The following is an 18152-nucleotide window of genomic DNA, read 5'->3' on the forward strand; positions in this document are numbered from 1 at the left end:
AAAATAAATACGACTGAAATTAGAAAAGAGAAGCGGAGGAGTTAGTAGTGCGTGTATTAGTAAGTGGTGGGGGCACTGGAGGTCATATTTATCCGGCTCTTGCTTTAATAAGAGAAATAAAAAAATTAAATCCGGAAGCAAGGTTTTTATATATTGGTACGGAGAGTGGATTAGAGAGCACAATCGTGCCAAAAGCAGGTATACCGTTTCAATCTATTGTTATAAGTGGATTTAAGCGTAAAATATCATTAGATAATGTGAAAACGGTGATGCGTTTCCTAAAAGGTGTACAAGATAGTAAACGATATATTCGTCGTTTTAATCCGGATATTGTGATTGGAACGGGTGGATATGTATGTGGACCAGTTGTATATGCTGCGGCAAAATTAGGTATTCCAACTATTGTACATGAACAAAATAGTGTACCTGGTGTAACGAATAAATTTTTAAGCCGCTATGTTGATAAAGTTGCAGTTTGTTTTGAAGCGGCTGCAGAACATTTTCCACAGTCAAAAGTGGTAATGACAGGAAATCCACGAGCATCAGAAGTAATGGATCAGAATGGAATGAAAGGAAAACGTTCCGTAGGTTTATCTCTTCCTAAAAAGTCCGTACTTATTTTTGGTGGAAGTCGTGGGGCTAGACCGATTAACGATGCTTTCGTAGAGGCAATTGAACAATTTGGAAATAAAAGTTACGAAATATTGTATGTAACCGGTGAAGTTCATTATGATAAAGTGATGGAAGCTGTGAAGCAAAAAGGGAACCCGAATAATGTTATTATTAAACCTTTCATTCATAATATGCCAGAGGTACTTACAGGTGTAGATCTTGTTGTTTCAAGAGCGGGAGCAACAACACTTGCAGAATTAACCGCGTTAGGTAAGCCAAGTGTGTTAATTCCGAGTCCTTACGTAACAAATAACCATCAGGAAAAGAATGCACGTTCTGTTGTCGATAAAGGAGCAGCAAAAATGTTGCTTGAAAAAGATTTAACAGCAGAAACGCTTATTCGTGATATTGATGAGATTTTATTAGATGCACAAACATTACAAAATATGAAGTTGGCTGCTGAACAATTAGGTATTCCAGATGCAGCAAATAAGCTGTATGAAGTAATGAATAAGCTTGTAAAAAAATAACGTTAGGTGAAAGCCCTGCATACTACTGTAATAAGGATACTTAGTATGGGGGAGATTGTTTATGGAGCAATTAGTAAATGAGCTTATAGAAGCAAATGTTGGTCGCGTGTTAGTGAATGAGGCGTTAGCGCGTTATACCACTATGAAAATAGGTGGACCAGCTGATATTTTAATTGTGCCAAAGCATGTTGCCGGTATTGAAAAAACGTTGCAGTTAGTAAAAAAATATAAAACAAAGTGGACTGTAATTGGTCGCGGTTCGAACCTTCTTGTATCTGACCTAGGTATAGAAGGTGTCGTTATTCGTTTAGGAGAAGGATTAGACCACTTAGAAGTCGAAAAACATAGAGTAAGAGTTGGTGGTGGGTATCCCCTTATTAAATTATCAACTTTACTTAGTCGTCAAGGATTATCCGGTCTGGAATTTGCCAGTGGTATTCCAGGAAGTGTTGGTGGTGCAGTGTATATGAATGCAGGAGCACATCAATCGGATATATCAAACATATTATCAAAAGCTCTTATTTTGTTTGAAAACGGAACAATTAATTGGTTAACGCATGAAGAAATGGAGTTTTCCTATCGTACGTCTGTATTGCAAACGAAACATCCTGGTATTGTTTTGGAAGCTGAGTTTCACTTGCAGGTAGGAGAGCGTGAGGGAATCGTAAGCGTCATGCAAAAGAATAAAGATTATCGTCGTGAAACACAACCGTGGAATCATCCTTGTGCAGGAAGTATATTTCGGAATCCAATCCCATACTTTGCAGGAAACTTAATAGAAAGGGCAGGGCTTCGTGGTTATCAAATAGGCGGAGCTCAAATTTCTGAAATGCATGGGAATTTTATTATTAATACTGGGGGAGCCAGTGCGCAAGATGTCTTATCTTTAATTGCATTCATAAAACAAACAATCAAGGATAAATTTGGTGTAGAAATGCATACAGAAGTAGAAATCATTGGAAGATAACGGTTATTCGTTCCGCTCATTATCATTTATGTTATAATAAGAAGATAAGAACGGCATGAGGAACATGCCGTTCTTTATGTTACGTAGGGGGATCGTACATGAAAAATAGTAAAGTGATTAAACTACAGGATCGTGTACCAAAGTTAAAAAATCAACAGAAGAAAAACAAGAAAAATGTTAATCATCGGTTGATTTTATACATATCAATTTTATTTTTATTAGTGCTCTTTTTAATTTACTTTCGGTCTCCACTAAGCAATATCAAAAAGATAAGTGTGTTTGGAAATCATTATATGACAGATGAACAAGTGATGAAGGAATCAGGTGTGACGTATGATACAAGTTATTTCCGAGTGACAGCACATAAAGCAGAAGAAAACCTAACGAAACGAAAAGAAATTAAAGCGGTAAATGTAAAAAAACGTTTTCCAAATAAAATTGATGTTCATATCGAAGAATATTTAACGATTGGTTATATAAACAAAGATGGGAAATTACAACCGTTATTAGAGAACGGGAAAACACTCGATGTACTTCCGAACGGAAAACTCCCTGTTGCAGCGCCAATTTTTGAACCTTTTAAAGAAGAGAAAATGAAGGAGTTAATTGCCGAGCTTGAAAAATTAACACCAACTATTTTAAGGTCTATTTCTGAAATTCGTTATTCACCAACGAATGCGAATGAAGATCATCTTACTTTATATATGAATGAAGGGTACGAAGTGAGCACTACGATTCAAAATTTCGCAAAGCGTATGGAAGCTTATCCGCTTATCTTAAAAACAATTGAGCCGGGGAAAAAGGTATTAATTGACTTAGAAGTAGGAGCGTATACGAAAGAATTAGGAGCGGAAGAAAAAAAAGAATAGAAAGATAGTTTTCACTACGTTATTGTAGAAAAAACGAAACGAACGTTCTACTTGATGCATCTGAATTTACAAGAATGGTTCATTTGATGAAAAAGATGTAAAAATTCTTAGATTCATACTAGGATTGGTACAAGTTTCACTTTTCTATGAGTACATCTTAGTGTAGACTTATACTTGGCGGTAATCTTTACACTTGAAATAGAATTATTTCAAGATAAGCAGTTATTCACAGTTTACTGCGATATTCTTAAATGAATGTTAAATAAAAATAAGAAAAATATAGGGTTAAAAAAGGGAAACGTATAAAGACGTTGAATATTTTTCTTATAAATAGTAAAGTTGCGATTGTTGTTCCATATATTGAGTTGTATGGTATAAATAAAGAAGGAGGTGCCAAAGAATGAACAGCAATGAAATATATGTTAGTCTTGACATCGGTACATCCAATGTTAAAGTCATCATTGGTGAAATGGTTAATGACAGCTTAAACATTATTGGTGTTGGAAATGTAAAATCAAATGGTTTAAAGAAGGGATCGATAGTTGATATAGACGAGACTGTTCGATCAATTAAAAAAGCAATTGAACAAGCTGAGCGCATGGTGGGAATCCACATTGAGCAAGTTGTAGTAGGTGTCAATGCAAACCAGGTACAGCTACTTCCTTGTCATGGAGTAGTCGCTGTTTCAAATGAAGATCGTGAAATCGGGAATGAAGATGTCTTACGCGTTCTAGATGCAGCACAAGTTGTGTCAATTGCTCCAGAACGTGAGTTTATTGATGTGGTACCTCGACAGTTCATCGTAGACGGTCTTGACGAGATTAACGATCCACGCGGGATGATCGGTGTAAGATTAGAAATGGAAGGTACACTTATAACAGGCTCGAGAACTTTACTACATAACCTACTTCGTTGTGTAGAAAAAGCAGGTCTTGAAATAGTTGATATTTGTCTTCAACCTTTAGCGGCTGCAACAGTTGCTATATCTTCAGATGAAAAACATAGAGGAGTAGCCCTTGTTGATATGGGGGGAGGATCTACAACTTTATCTATTTTTAAAGATGGAGAGTTACAAGCAACGAGCGTATTACCGTTAGGTGGAGAACATATAACGAAGGATATTGCGATTGGGTTGAAAACTTCAACAGAAAATGCAGATCAAATTAAGTTGAAATATGGACATGCTTTTTATGATACAGCATCTGAAGAAGAGATGTTTACGGTTCCTATTATGGGAAGCGATCAAACAGAACAATATTCTCAGTTGGAATTATCGGATATAATAGAGGCTCGTGTAGAGGAAATTTTAATGTTTGTTCAAGATGAAGTGCGTAAGTTAGGAGTAAAGCAAGTAGCTTCTGGTTATGTACTAACTGGTGGAATTGCTTCTATGCCGGGTGTTCTTGATCTTGCATATGATATTTTACATGAAAATGTTCGTATAGCGACTCCTGATTATATTGGTGTGCGTGAGCCCCAATATACAAGTGGAGTAGGATTAATTAAACATTCTTATCAAAAAGCTAAATTACGTGGAAAAAATGTGCAGGAAAAACAAGAACATTTTGAACCAGTACCAGCACCAGCACCAACGCCGGTACAACAGCAACCTGCAAAACAAAAAACTCGTAATCAAAACAATAATAATCAAAATGATGACCGTATGATGTCAAAAGTAAAACGTGTATTCCGTTATTTATGGGATTAAAATTGGACACGAAAAATGAGGTTCTAGGGGGATTTCGACATGTTAGAGTTTGATACTACTCAAGATCAATTAGCGAATATAAAAGTTATCGGTGTCGGCGGTGGCGGAAACAATGCTGTAAACCGTATGATTGAACACGGTGTACAAGGTGTAGACTTTATCGCTGTGAATACTGATGCACAAGCATTAAATCTATCAAAAGCTGAAACAAAAATGCAAATTGGTGGAAAATTAACACGTGGACTTGGTGCAGGTGCAAACCCTGAAGTAGGGAAAAAGGCTGCAGAAGAAAGTAAAGAACAGATCCAAGAAGCACTTCGTGGTGCAGATATGGTCTTCGTAACTGCTGGTATGGGCGGCGGAACTGGAACTGGTGCAGCTCCAGTTGTTGCTCAAGTTGCAAAAGAATTAGGTGCATTAACAGTTGGTGTTGTAACACGTCCATTTACATTTGAAGGACGCAAGCGTGCAACACAAGCAGCATCTGGTATTGCGGCATTTAAAGAAAATGTAGATACACTTATTGTAATTCCAAATGATCGTTTATTAGAGATTGTTGATAAAAATACGCCGATGTTAGAAGCATTCCGTGAAGCAGATAACGTATTACGCCAAGGTGTTCAAGGTATTTCTGATTTAATTGCAACACCAGGTTTAATTAACTTAGACTTCGCAGACGTAAAGACAATTATGTCTAATAGAGGTTCTGCTTTAATGGGTATTGGTTCTGGTAATGGAGAAAATCGTGCTGCTGAAGCTGCGAAAAAAGCGATTTCTAGTCCATTATTAGAAACATCTATTGACGGAGCTCAAGGTGTTATCATGAACATTACGGGTGGAGCTAACTTAAGCTTATATGAAGTACAAGAAGCGGCAGACATTGTAGCTTCAGCTTCAGATCCAGAAGTAAATATGATCTTCGGTTCTGTTATTAACGAAGGATTAAAAGATGATATCGTTGTAACTGTAATTGCAACTGGTTTTGATGATAGTGCTGCAACACAGCCACCAAAACCGATTATTCGTCCGACTGCGAATCACACGCAACAACAGCAACAGCAAGTAGCTCAACCTTCAAAACAACGTGAAGTTAAGCGTGAAATGAAACGTGAAGAGCCGGTTGTGCATGAGCGTCATACAGATTCAGATGACATCGATATTCCAGCATTCTTACGTAATCGTCGTAGACGATAAAAGAAAAGGAGCTTTTATGCTCCTTTTTTGTTTTATACAGGAAAAAGATCTGCTAAGCAGGTCTTTTTTTATTTTATATATTTCGATTTGTCCGGCTGCTCGTAAAAGCCCGATTTGTGAGGATTGTAAAGTTTCACTTTATATGTAAGCAAACAAGTATAGTATTCTATGAAATGTATACTTTTATTTTTTACCGACAGATTCTGTCTAGAAAGCACAAAATAACAAAAAAACACCTCCGCAAATTGACACACTTTCCTATTGGATATGCATTATACTAGTCTCAACTCAAAAAAAGAGGTGAATTGTTTGGTTGTTTACGCCGACGTTGTTTGGTTGTTAAACGCCTGCATTGATTTTCTTTTACTTTTATTAACAGCTACCGTGCTAAAAAAGAAGATCAAAAGATGGAGGCTTGTGTTAGGGGCATTTATAGGTTCAACCATTGTTATTTTTGCCTTTACTCCTTTTGCTTCTATGATGACACATCCAATTATGAAACTACTGTACTCGTTACTAATTGTGTATACAGCATTTGGGTTTACAACGTTTAGAAATTATGCACAAACTGTTTTTACTTTTTACTTTGTAACCTTTATGGTTGGCGGAGGGTTAATTGGCACTCATTTCTTTTTGCAAACGAATGAAATGGTAAATGGATTGGTTCAATCTCAATCCATTTCTTATGGTGACCCAATTAGCTGGTTGTTTGTTGTTTTTGGTTTTCCAGTAATTTATTATTTTTCTAAAAAGCGTATTGAAAGCGTAGAGGTTACAAAAATACACTATGATCAAATTGTGAAATTGAAAATTCAATTAGCTGAAGAGGAACTAGAACTCGCAGGTTTAATTGATAGTGGGAACCAACTTTATGACCCGTTAACAAAAACACCCGTTATGATTATGCATATTTCATCATTAGAACATTGCTTGCCAGCGTGGTTAACAGAACAAATTTATTCCAAAACAGAGATTCCTCAAATACCAGAGAATGATTCTGGGTGGGCGACAAAATTAAGATTAATTCCTTTCCGAGCAGTAGGAGTAGAGAGTCAATTTTTATGGGCCGTTAAGCCAGACAGTGTGCAAATTGATTATGAAGGTAGTTCTATTGTAGTTAGCAAAGTATTGATTGGATTAAATACACAACAGTTGTCAACCAATGGAGAGTATCAATGTATTGTGCATCCGAAAATGTTAATTTCGCAAAAAGTAGTAATTGCTTAATAATGGGAGGCGGGATAATATGATGAAATTAAAATTTTATTTAGTATACCTTTGGTATAAAGTATTGTTGAAATTAGGAATTAAGACCGATGAAATTTATTATATTGGTGGAAGTGAAGCGTTGCCACCACCGTTAACGAAAGAAGAAGAGGAAGTTCTTTTGAATAAATTGCCAAAAGGAGATCAGGCAGCAAGATCGTTACTGATTGAACGTAACTTACGGCTAGTTGTATATATAGCAAGAAAGTTTGAAAATACAGGGATAAATATTGAAGATTTGATTAGTATTGGAACAATCGGCCTTATTAAAGCGGTTAATACATTTAATCCAGAAAAGAAAATAAAATTAGCAACATATGCCTCGCGTTGTATAGAAAATGAAATTTTAATGCATTTGCGCCGGAATAATAAAAACCGATCAGAAGTTTCTTTTGATGAACCGCTTAACATCGATTGGGACGGAAATGAACTTTTATTATCGGATGTATTAGGTACAGATGATGATATTATTACAAAAGATTTAGAAGCTACTGTAGATCGTCATCTTCTAATGAAAGCATTGCATCAATTAAATGATCGTGAAAAACAAATTATGGAACTCCGGTTTGGGCTTGCTGGAGAAGAGGAAAAGACGCAAAAAGATGTGGCGGATATGCTTGGAATTTCACAGTCATACATTTCACGTTTAGAAAAAAGAATCATAAAAAGATTACGAAAAGAATTTAATAAAATGGTGTAAAGAAGAAGACCAGCCGTTATCTAGGCTGGTCTTCTTCTCTTTCGTTGTATGAGAAGAGACAACGAAAATGAAAAATGAAGAGAAAACCGCATGCATAAAATCCCCTTCAAAGGAAATACTTTACACTGTACAGCAACTCCCGATAGGAGGGAACACTTTGACGAGAAACAAAGTAGAAATTTGCGGTGTTGATACAGCTAAACTTCCCGTACTAAAAAATGATGAAATGCGTAAATTATTTCGTGAAATGCAAAGTGGAGAGATAAGCGCAAGAGAGAAATTAGTGAATGGAAACTTACGTCTTGTACTGAGCGTCATCCAAAGATTTAATAACAGAGGAGAATATGTTGACGATTTATTTCAAGTTGGTTGCATCGGACTTATGAAATCCATTGATAATTTTGATTTAGGCCAAAATGTAAAATTTTCAACGTATGCTGTGCCGATGATTATTGGGGAAATACGCAGATATTTGCGTGATAACAATCCGATTCGCGTATCTCGATCATTACGAGATATTGCGTATAAAGCGTTACAAGTAAGAGAAAAATTAATTGCAGAAAATTCAAAAGAACCTACAGCAATGGATATTGCAAAAGTGCTTGAAGTGACTCATGAAGAAATTGTTTTTGCTTTAGATGCGATTCAAGACCCAGTTTCATTATTTGAGCCGATTTATAACGATGGGGGAGATCCTATTTTTGTTATGGATCAGCTAAGTGATGAAAAACAAAAGGACGAGCAGTGGGTTGAAGAGTTAGCCTTGAAAGAAGGGATGAAGCGTTTAAATGATCGTGAGAAAATGATTATTCGAAAACGTTTCTTCCAAGGAAAAACACAAATGGAAGTTGCAGAAGAAATTGGGATTTCTCAAGCGCAAGTGTCACGTTTAGAGAAATCGGCTATTAAACAAATGAATAAGACGATTCAAGGATAAGGTTTCACCATTTATGGTGAAACCTTTTTATATGTAATATAGTTTGTCTTCGCTCATAGTAGGGAAGTTGTGTTCATATAATGAAAATTATATGGGATTAGTAGAGGGTGCTTCCTGTAAATTTGAGAAATAGTGTTTTTTCAATTCGTCATATATAAGGGAGAGGATGCAAATGATCAGAATTTCGGAGTTGCAGATGAAAGAGATAATAAATGTTTCAGATGGAAAAAGGCTTGGGAATATTGGAGATATCGAAATTGATATGAACACAGGGAAGATCGGGTCTATTATTATTTCCAAACAGGCACGTATGTTAGGGATTTTTGGGAAAGATGTAGAAATTGTAATTCCTTGGAAGGAAATTGTGAAAATTGGGGAAGATGTCATACTTGTTAGAGTAAATCCTGTTAATTCTGTAACAGAATCAATACAAACACCGACAATTTCATAAAGAATATTACAAATTCCTCTTTTTTTTCTGTTGGGATTATGAAAAAATAAAAGTATGGTAAAATAGACAGGAAGTACCATGCTTTTTTATGATATTTTAATTAAAAAGGGGTCGCTTTGTTATGAGAGAACCATTTAAATATGTGGACGGTATACTGTATTTACAAGCGTGGAAAGAACTTGGAAACATTACTGCTGGATTTACGACAAAAGATGGTGGGGTAAGTACGGGCTCCTTTCATGCGATGAATTTAGGATTACATGTGAATGATATCGTGGAGAACGTTCATGAAAACAGACGCATTTTAGCAAATAAGTTACAAAAACCATTAGAAAACTGGATTTGCTCTGAACAAGTTCATGATCATCATGTTGAAAAAGTAGGACAACAAGAAAAAGGAAGTGGCGTCTATTCATATGAAGACGGCATTTCAAAAACAGATGGCATTTATACGACTAACAATGATGTTCTTCTAACATCTTGTTACGCAGATTGTGTTCCACTCTATTTTTATGCGCCATCACATGGTATGATAGGACTTGCGCATGCTGGATGGAAAGGGACTGTAAAAGAGATTGCAAAGGAAATGATTCAAAAATGGAATGCAGAAGGCATTTCAAGCGATGAAATTCATGTTGCAATCGGACCAGCAATTGGATCTTGTTGTTACGTTGTTGATGATAGAGTGTTAACAGCAGCAGAGCAAGTAGTAAACGGTTCTGTCCCTTATAAAAAAGTTTCTGATGGGCAGTACGCAATTAATTTAAAAGAAATTAATCGTATATTATGTGTACAAGCAGGCATAAAAGAAGAGAATATTGTAATGTCATCTCTTTGTACAAGCTGTGAAGAGCAACTATTTTTCTCTCATCGCCGTGATCAAGGTAAGACAGGGAGAATGTTGAGTTTCATAGGTTTTAAGGAGGAAGAAAGCAAGTGACAGTACAAAAAAAATTAACAACTGTAAACGAAGCAATTAAACAATCTTGCGTACGAGCGGGACGTTCGTTGCAAGATATTAAACTTGTTGCAGTTACAAAAACGGTAGGAATTGAAAAGACAAACGAAGTAATTGAAGCTGGAATTATCGATTTAGGTGAAAATAGAAATGAAGGTTTCTTACAGAAGTACGAACATTTCGGTTCGAAAGTGAATTGGCATTTTATTGGATCATTACAAACGAGAAAAGTAAAAGAAATCATTAATGAAATTGATTATTTACATTCGTTAGATCGTTTTTCACTTGCAAAAGAAATTCAAAAACGTGCTGATAAGAAAGTGAAATGTTTTATTCAAGTGAAAACATCATCTGAAGAATCAAAGCAAGGATTGGCAGTAGAAGAAACTATTTCTTTTATTCAAAGTTTGCAAGAACTGGATAAGATTGAAGTGGTTGGACTAATGACAATGGCTCCGTTTACAAGAGAAGAGGAAGAAATCAGACGCTGTTTTAAGGAGTTACGTAAGCTGCAAACAGAGGTGCAGGAGCTAGAATTATTACATGCGCCATGTAGAGAGTTATCAATGGGAATGTCTAATGATTACACGATTGCAATTGAAGAAGGTGCTACATATATTCGTTTGGGGACGATTTTAGTAGGAAAAGCGTAAAAGGAAGGAGAATCTTATTATGAGTTGGTCAAAAGTAAAATACTTCTTTTTTGATACACCGGAAGAAAAAGAAGCAGCTCAATATAGTTATGAAAAGGAGCAAACAGACATGAAGAAGCAGCAAGATCCGCCAGAACAACAAGATGTTACGTTTCCAAAAGCGCAACCGAAACAAAATGTTGTGAGCATTGAAACGGCAAAGCAATCTTCAAAAGTTGTTTTATTAGAACCACGCACATATTCAGAAGCGCAAGGGATTGCGGACCATTTAAAAGGTAGACGAGCTGTTGTAATTAATTTACAACGAATGTCTACTGATCAAGCTGTACGTATCGTTGACTTTTTAAGTGGTACTGTATACGCTATAGGCGGGGACATTCAAAAAATAGGACCGAAAACATTTATGTGTACCCCTGAAAATGTAGATATTGTTGGTGCAATTTCAGAGTTATTCGGTGAAGAAGAAGACACAAATATAAAGAGGTGGTAATACGCCATGGTAACAGTTTTAAACGTTTTAATTACTGCTATCGAGATTTACTCGTGGGCACTTATTATTTACATTCTCCTATCATGGTTCCCAGGTGCAAAGGAATCAACTTTTGGAGATATTCTTGCGCGTATTTGTGAACCGTATTTAGAGCCATTTCGCAGATTTATCCCGCCGCTTGGTATGATTGATATCTCTCCACTCGTTGCGATTTTTACATTAAAGCTTGCTACGAAGGGTTTAGTAAGTATATTCGGCTATTTCTTATAGTAAGAGGTTAAATACATGAGCATCTATGAACATTTCAGACCCGATGAAGAGGTCTTTGTGGATAAGGTGTTAGAGTGGAAGCGAGTAGCGGAGTACCATCAAGTGAAGTTAACAGACTTTCTTGATCCAAGACAACAACAAATTGTCACTATGGTGATAGGACAAGGGGATGTTGCTGTACAGTTTGATGGTGCAACGCCTCATGCGGAGCGTAAAAGAGCACTCATTTATCCGGACTATCTAGTAGTGAATGAAGAGGAATTTCAAGTAGAAGTATTGGAAATTGACTATCCTTCTAAGTTTTATACGCTAGAGCATAGGCAAATATTAGGTACATTTATGTCTCTCGGTTTAACGAGGGAAAAATGTGGTGATATTTTGCTTCAAGAAGATCGTGCCCAAATTGTAGTCGCAAAAGAAGTTCTATCTTATATTGAGATGAACTTACAATCTATAGGGAAAACGAAAGTTTCCTTATCACCAGTGCAAGGCGAAAAAATTCTACAGATGCAAGAAACGTGGGGAGAGAAATCTGGAACGGTTTCTTCACTTCGTTTAGATGTTATGTTAGCTGAAATGTTACATATATCCAGACAAAAAGTACAACCTTTCATAAAAAATGGTTTAGTAAAGGTTAATTGGAAAACAGTGGAGCAAACTTCTTATGAATGTTATCCAGGAGATGTTTTTTCAGTGAGAGGATATGGACGAAGTAAATTGTTTTCTGTAGAAGGTAGAACAAAGCGCGACAAATGGAGAATTTTGTATGGTATACTAAAATGATGGTTTTTTTAGAAGGAAATCCTCCTATTTTGTCGAAGAAAAGATATAATTGAAAGAGGAAATTTAGATAATTACTTGGAGGTGGCGTTGTGCCGTTAACACCATTAGATATTCATAACAAAGAATTTGGTCGCGGATTCCGTGGCTATGATGAAGATCAAGTAAATGAGTTTCTTGATCAAATTATCAAAGATTATGAATTAGTCATTCGTGAGAAAAAAGCTTTAGAAGAAAAAGTTGCGCAATTAGAAGGAAAGTTAGATCATTTCTCTAATATTGAAGATACGTTAAACAAATCGATCGTTGTTGCACAAGAAGCAGCGGAAGAAGTAAAACGTAATGCGCAAAAAGAAGCAAAATTAATCGTACGTGAAGCTGAAAAGAATGCAGACCGTATTATTAACGAAGCGTTAGTAAAATCAAGAAAAGTTGCTTTTGATATTGAAGAGCTAAAGAAACAAGCGAAAGTATTCCGCACTCGTTTCCGTATGTTACTAGAAACACAGCTTGAAATGTTAAACAACGATGATTGGGATAAACTAATTGAGTTAGAAGACGAAGTAGATGAACTGTTGAAAAAAGAAGAAACAGTGTAAGCTTGACGTTTTTCTCATTATTACATATAATTTTAAACAACATATTTATTAAGAAAAACGAAGATAGGGATAAGTACCTTTTCATACCTTATATAGCGAACTGAGGATGGTGTAAGCTCAGGATAAGGAGATAATGGGAATATCACCCTGGAGTTCCGCGCTGAACAAATAGAGTAAGCGTAGGCGTATATTCGCGTTAAGAATATAAAGAGGATTGTATACATATGTATAGGATCTACTAGGGTGGTACCGCGGGAGACTTTCTCGTCCCTTTTTGGGATGAGAAGGTCTCTTTTTTATTCCGTTTTTTAAGTGTTTCTTTTATACATGTAAGGAGGAATGGAGCATGGAGTACAAAAATACATTACTAATGCCAAAAACAGAGTTCCCAATGCGTGGGAATTTACCAAAACGTGAGCCTGCAATGCAAGAACAGTGGGCTGAAATGAATATTTATGAAAAGGTACAAGAACATACGAAAGGTCGTCCTTTATTTGTATTGCATGATGGACCTCCATATGCGAATGGTGACATTCATATGGGACATGCGTTAAATAAAGTGTTAAAAGACTTTATTGTTCGTTATAAATCAATGACTGGCTACTGTGCACCATATGTACCAGGTTGGGATACACACGGTTTACCAATTGAGCAAGCTTTAACAAATAAAGGTGTAAAGCGTAAAGAAATGACAGTTGCGGAGTTCCGTAAGTTATGTGCAGAGTATGCATATGAACAAGTAGAACGTCAACGTGAACAATTTAAGCGTTTAGGTGTACGTGCTGATTGGGATAACCCATACATTACTTTAGAGCCAGCTTATGAAGCGCAACAAATTAAAGTGTTTGGTGATATGGCGAAAAAAGGTTATATCTATAAAGGGCAAAAACCAGTTTACTGGTCTCCAACGAGTGAATCAGCTTTAGCAGAAGCTGAAATTGAATATCAAGATAAAAAATCAGCATCTATTTACGTAGCATTCCCTGTAAAAGACGGAAAGAACGTATTAGAAGGTGATGAGAAATTCATTATCTGGACAACAACACCTTGGACGTTACCTGCAAACTTAGGTATTTCTGTTCACCCAGAACTTGAATACGCTATTGTAAAAGTAAATGATGAAAAATATATTATTGCTTCTGAACTATTTGAGACAGTTGCAAAAACGTTAGAGTGGGAAAATACTGAAGTTGTGAAAACGGTAAAAGGTAGCGAACTTGAGTATACAGTTGCAAAACATCCATTCTACGATCGTGATTCATTAGTTATGCTAGGAGATCACGTAACAACAGATGCAGGTACAGGTTGTGTTCATACAGCACCAGGACACGGGGAAGATGACTTCGTTGTTGGTAAAAAGTATGGATTAGAAGTACTTTGTCCAGTTGATGATAAAGGTGTATTAACAAATGAAGCACCTGGATTTGAAGGCTTATTCTATGATAAAGCTAACAAGCCAATTACAGAGAAATTAGAAGAAGTAGGCGCGTTACTGAAATTAACATTCATTACGCATTCATACCCACATGATTGGAGAACGAAAAAACCAATTATTTTCCGTGCGACAGCACAGTGGTTTGCATCTATTGAAGCGTTCCGTAAAGAATTATTAGAAGCTGTTGCGGAAACAAAATGGGTACCAGCATGGGGAGAAACTCGTCTTCATAATATGGTTCGTGACCGTGGTGACTGGTGTATTTCTCGTCAGCGTGCATGGGGTGTACCAATCCCTGTATTCTATGCAGAGAATGGCGATCCAATTATTACAGATGAAACAATTAACCATGTAGCAGATTTATTCCGTGAGCACGGTTCTAACGTATGGTTCGAGCGTGAAGCGAAAGATCTATTACCAGAAGGATTTACACATACAGGTAGCCCGAATGGTGAATTCCGTAAAGAAACAGACATCATGGATGTATGGTTCGATTCAGGTTCTTCTCACCAAGCGGTATTAGAAGAGCGCGATGACTTACAACGTCCAGCTGATTTATATTTAGAAGGATCTGACCAGTACCGTGGTTGGTTTAACTCTTCATTATCAACAGCAGTTGCTGTAACAGGTAAAGCTCCATATAAAGGCGTACTAAGCCATGGTTTCGTATTAGATGGTGAAGGACGTAAAATGAGTAAGTCGATTGGAAACATCGTCGTACCGAAGAAAATTATGGATCAATTAGGCGGAGACATTTTACGCTTATGGGTATCTTCTGTTGACTATCAATCTGATGTACGTATTTCAGATGATATTTTAAAACAAGTAGCAGAAGTGTATCGTAAAATCCGTAATACATTCCGTTTCTTATTAGGAAACTTAGATGACTTTAAGCCAAGTGAAAATACAGTAGCTGTAGCTGAACTTCGTGAAGTAGATCGTTACATGTTAGTGAAATTAAATGACTTAATTACAAAAGTAAAAGAAGCATATGAAACATACGACTTCGCTGCTGTATATCATGCAATTCATAACTTCTGTACAATTGATTTAAGTTCATTCTACTTAGACTTTGCAAAAGATATTTTATATATTGAGGGTGCAAACCATGAAGATCGTCGTGCAATTCAAACTGTATTATATGATGTTCTTGTTGCGTTGACGAAACTTGTAACACCAATCTTACCGCATACGGCTGATGAAGTATGGCCATACGTTCCAGGTGTAACAGAAGAAAGTGTACAATTAACTGATATGCCAGAAGCTGTACAATTAGATGGTGCGGAAGAATTAAAAACAAAATGGGATGCATTTATGACATTGCGTGATGACGTATTAAAGGCGTTAGAAGTAGCTCGTAATGAAAAAGTAATCGGTAAGTCATTAAATGCAAGCATTACGCTATATCCAACTGCAGAAATGAAAGCTATGTTAGAGTCTATTAGCGAAGACTTAAAGCAATTATTCATCGTCTCTGAGTATAAACTTGGTGGCATGATGGAAGAAGCGCCAGCAGATGCGCCGAAGTATGAGCATACAGCGGTTGTTGTTGCTCAAGCAACTGGTGAAACATGTGAACGTTGTTGGGTAGTTTCAGAAACAATTGGTAAAGATGCGGAACATGAAACATTATGTGAGCGTTGTGCAACAGTTGTTAAAGAAAACTATGTAAAATAATAAAAAAACTGACTGTGCCTAAGTGCAGTCAGTTTTTTTATTGACGATATATTGAAATAACTTTCACTCTCTTTCCTATGAAGGAAAAATGTGTGTGAGGTAAGCATAGAAATTTCGGACACACTAATCGTACATTGCAGCTGGGAGGAATGTACACGTGAATGAAATGTATATGGAAATCAAAGAAGAATTGCAATTGATGCGAAAAGAGTTACAAGAGAGGCTAGCTAAAGAGGTCATGCACAAATATGATACAGAGTTTAGCGAAGAGCTTGGATATGAAATAAAGGAAGAGATAAAGAAAAAACTGTTATTACATGATATAAAAGAGGATTTAAAAGATGTAGAACGTGCATTATTTAAAATGGAAATAGATATGTATGGTATTTGTGAAGAAACAGGGAGGATAATTTCGGTAAAACAAATGAAGACGATGCCGACTGCCCGTACTATACATGAATTTTTCTATGAAAAAGTAAATGTATGAATGTGCACAACGATATTATATTACCTTTTTTTAATTTATTTTATTCTTCTATAAAGGTTCATTGTGAAAAGGTTGCAGCTATGCTAAAATTTTGAGGTACACTGTCTTTGTGGGGGAAATGAAAATGATATATTATGTAATAGCGTTATTTGTCATTGCCATCGATCAAATATCGAAATGGCTAATTGTAAAGAACATGGAATTGGGTACGAGCATTCCGATTATCGATAATGTATTATACATAACATCACATCGAAATAGAGGAGCTGCCTGGGGCATTTTAGAAAATAAAATGTGGTTTTTCTACATTATTACAGTTGTCTTTGTAGTATTTATCGTAATGTATATGAAAAAATACGCAAAAACAGACAAGCTTCTAGGAATTTCATTAGGTCTAATTTTAGGCGGAGCAATTGGTAACTTTATTGATCGTGTATTTAGACAAGAAGTAGTGGATTTCATTCACGTGTATATTTTTTCGTACAACTACCCAGTATTTAATATAGCTGATTCAGCATTATGTATTGGTGTTGTATTAATTATTATTCAAACATTATTAGAAGGCAAGAAAACGAAGGAGTAATTGAATGAGTGAAGTAGTACAAGTAACAGTTGCAGAAGAACAAAAAAGCGAGCGAATTGATAAATTCGTTGCAGAAATAAACAGTGAATGGTCACGTTCACAAGTACAACAATGGATTAAAGATGATGTTGTTACAGTTAATGGAAAGTCGGTAAAAGTGAATTATAAAGTTAGAGAAAACGATGAAATTACAGTAACGATTCCTGATCCAGAAGAGTTAGATATTCAAGCAGAAGATATGAACTTAGAAATTTATTATGAAGATGCAGATGTACTCGTTGTTAATAAGCCGCGTGGTATGGTTGTACATCCAGCACCAGGTCATACAAGTGGTACGCTTGTGAACGGTCTTATGCACCACTGTACAGACTTATCAGGCATTAACGGTGTGATGCGTCCAGGTATCGTGCATCGTATTGATAAAGATACATCAGGCCTATTAATGGTTGCTAAAAATGATGTGGCGCATGAATCACTTGTAAATCAACTTGTAGCAAAAACAGTAACAAGACGTTACAAAGCGATCGTACACGGTGTGATTCCGCATGATAAAGGAACTATCGATGCGCCAATTGGTCGCGATAAGAAAGAGCGTCAAAGCATGACAGTTGATGAAAATGGTAAGAATGCTGTTACGCACTTCCAAGTGTTAGAACGCTTTAAAGATTTTACACTTGTAGAATGTCGCTTAGAAACGGGACGTACGCACCAAATTCGTGTTCATATGAAATATATTGGTTATCCACTTGCTGGAGATCCAAAGTATGGTCCGAAGAAAACATTAGACATGAATGGACAAGCACTTCACGCAGGTATTTTAGGATTTGACCACCCTCGTACTGGTGAATATATTCAGTTTGAGGCACCGATTCCAGAAGTGTTCGAAGAAACATTAAATGTTTTACGAAAATAGTATTGACAAATCATAAGAAAACTGAGATACTGACAACAGTTAAATAATGATCCTTTAACACAGCCCCGTGAGG

General features: G+C 36.2%; 19 protein-coding genes and 1 other annotated feature. All 19 genes read left to right on the forward strand.

The features are described from left to right. Positions 1 to 47: 47 nt before the first annotated feature. The 19 genes from murG to MR113_RS07525 all read left to right on the forward strand — a co-directional run bounded on the left by murG (position 48) and on the right by MR113_RS07525 (position 18079). Positions 48 to 1142 carry an undecaprenyldiphospho-muramoylpentapeptide beta-N-acetylglucosaminyltransferase gene (gene murG / locus MR113_RS07435; protein WP_001265423.1) on the forward strand — a complete coding sequence of 365 codons (1095 nt, stop codon included), beginning with the start codon at positions 48 to 50 and terminating at the stop codon, positions 1140 to 1142. A gap of 61 nt (positions 1143 to 1203) precedes the next feature. Next, entirely contained in the window at positions 1204 to 2109 is a 906-nt protein-coding gene (gene murB / locus MR113_RS07440) for a UDP-N-acetylmuramate dehydrogenase (protein ID WP_242252996.1), read from the forward strand. 98 nt (positions 2110 to 2207) lie between these two features. After that, complete coding sequence (gene divIB / locus MR113_RS07445) at positions 2208 to 2978, forward strand: cell division protein DivIB (RefSeq protein ID WP_000798232.1); 771 nt, start codon at positions 2208 to 2210, stop codon at positions 2976 to 2978. A 400-nt stretch (positions 2979 to 3378) separates the two neighbouring features. After that, positions 3379 to 4686, forward strand: coding sequence for a cell division protein FtsA (gene ftsA, locus MR113_RS07450; RefSeq protein WP_242252998.1), 1308 nt, complete (start codon positions 3379 to 3381; stop codon positions 4684 to 4686). Positions 4687 to 4725: 39 nt separating this feature from the next. Then, a complete protein-coding gene (ftsZ, locus tag MR113_RS07455; protein ID WP_000888981.1) occupies positions 4726 to 5880 on the forward strand; it encodes a cell division protein FtsZ in 1155 nt (384 codons plus the stop codon). A gap of 309 nt (positions 5881 to 6189) precedes the next feature. Beyond that, the gene (gene spoIIGA, locus MR113_RS07460; protein WP_061678244.1) at positions 6190 to 7107 is read left to right on the forward strand and encodes a sigma-E processing peptidase SpoIIGA; all 918 of its coding nucleotides are present in this window, start codon (positions 6190 to 6192) and stop codon (positions 7105 to 7107) included. Between the two features lie 19 nt (positions 7108 to 7126). After that, complete coding sequence (gene sigE / locus MR113_RS07465) at positions 7127 to 7846, forward strand: RNA polymerase sporulation sigma factor SigE (protein WP_000976947.1); 720 nt, start codon at positions 7127 to 7129, stop codon at positions 7844 to 7846. A 157-nt stretch (positions 7847 to 8003) separates the two neighbouring features. Then, positions 8004 to 8783, forward strand: a complete 780-nt coding sequence (gene sigG, locus MR113_RS07470; protein WP_000197753.1) for an RNA polymerase sporulation sigma factor SigG — start codon at positions 8004 to 8006, stop codon at positions 8781 to 8783. 172 nt (positions 8784 to 8955) lie between these two features. After that, positions 8956 to 9234 (forward strand): YlmC/YmxH family sporulation protein, encoded by a 279-nt coding sequence (locus MR113_RS07475; RefSeq protein WP_142285755.1) that lies wholly within the window; start codon positions 8956 to 8958, stop codon positions 9232 to 9234. A gap of 121 nt (positions 9235 to 9355) precedes the next feature. Beyond that, positions 9356 to 10174 carry a peptidoglycan editing factor PgeF gene (gene pgeF / locus MR113_RS07480; RefSeq protein WP_242253005.1) on the forward strand — a complete coding sequence of 273 codons (819 nt, stop codon included), beginning with the start codon at positions 9356 to 9358 and terminating at the stop codon, positions 10172 to 10174. Next, a complete protein-coding gene (locus tag MR113_RS07485) occupies positions 10171 to 10845 on the forward strand; it encodes a YggS family pyridoxal phosphate-dependent enzyme (RefSeq protein WP_242253007.1) in 675 nt (224 codons plus the stop codon). The genes pgeF and MR113_RS07485 overlap by 4 nt, the downstream gene beginning before the upstream one ends. 19 nt (positions 10846 to 10864) lie before the next feature. Then, complete coding sequence (locus MR113_RS07490; protein ID WP_000119136.1) at positions 10865 to 11335, forward strand: cell division protein SepF; 471 nt, start codon at positions 10865 to 10867, stop codon at positions 11333 to 11335. A gap of 6 nt (positions 11336 to 11341) precedes the next feature. Continuing rightward, complete coding sequence (locus tag MR113_RS07495; RefSeq protein ID WP_097816876.1) at positions 11342 to 11605, forward strand: YggT family protein; 264 nt, start codon at positions 11342 to 11344, stop codon at positions 11603 to 11605. 15 nt (positions 11606 to 11620) lie between these two features. After that, positions 11621 to 12388 carry a YlmH family RNA-binding protein gene (locus MR113_RS07500; protein WP_242253009.1) on the forward strand — a complete coding sequence of 256 codons (768 nt, stop codon included), beginning with the start codon at positions 11621 to 11623 and terminating at the stop codon, positions 12386 to 12388. Between the two features lie 89 nt (positions 12389 to 12477). Beyond that, entirely contained in the window at positions 12478 to 12984 is a 507-nt protein-coding gene (gene divIVA / locus MR113_RS07505) for a septum site-determining protein DivIVA (RefSeq protein WP_001131611.1), read from the forward strand. Positions 12985 to 13035: 51 nt separating this feature from the next. Beyond that, positions 13036 to 13259, forward strand: a binding site (T-box leader). Between the two features lie 71 nt (positions 13260 to 13330). Beyond that, positions 13331 to 16096, forward strand: coding sequence for an isoleucine--tRNA ligase (gene ileS2 / locus MR113_RS07510; RefSeq protein ID WP_063260447.1), 2766 nt, complete (start codon positions 13331 to 13333; stop codon positions 16094 to 16096). A 157-nt stretch (positions 16097 to 16253) separates the two neighbouring features. Beyond that, positions 16254 to 16583: a TraR/DksA C4-type zinc finger protein gene (locus tag MR113_RS07515; RefSeq protein WP_242253011.1), complete on the forward strand. Its 330-nt coding sequence runs from the start codon at positions 16254 to 16256 to the stop codon at positions 16581 to 16583. A 124-nt stretch (positions 16584 to 16707) separates the two neighbouring features. After that, positions 16708 to 17166: a lipoprotein signal peptidase LspA gene (lspA, locus tag MR113_RS07520; protein WP_001980603.1), complete on the forward strand. Its 459-nt coding sequence runs from the start codon at positions 16708 to 16710 to the stop codon at positions 17164 to 17166. A 4-nt stretch (positions 17167 to 17170) separates the two neighbouring features. Then, on the forward strand, positions 17171 to 18079 hold the full coding sequence (locus MR113_RS07525; RefSeq protein WP_242253013.1) for an RluA family pseudouridine synthase: 909 nt from the start codon (positions 17171 to 17173) through the stop codon (positions 18077 to 18079). The last annotated feature ends 73 nt before the right edge of the window (positions 18080 to 18152 follow it).

It is taken from the genome of Bacillus cereus group sp. BfR-BA-01379 (assembly GCF_022663605.1).
Classification (GTDB): Bacteria; Bacillota; Bacilli; order Bacillales; family Bacillaceae_G; genus Bacillus_A; species Bacillus_A mobilis.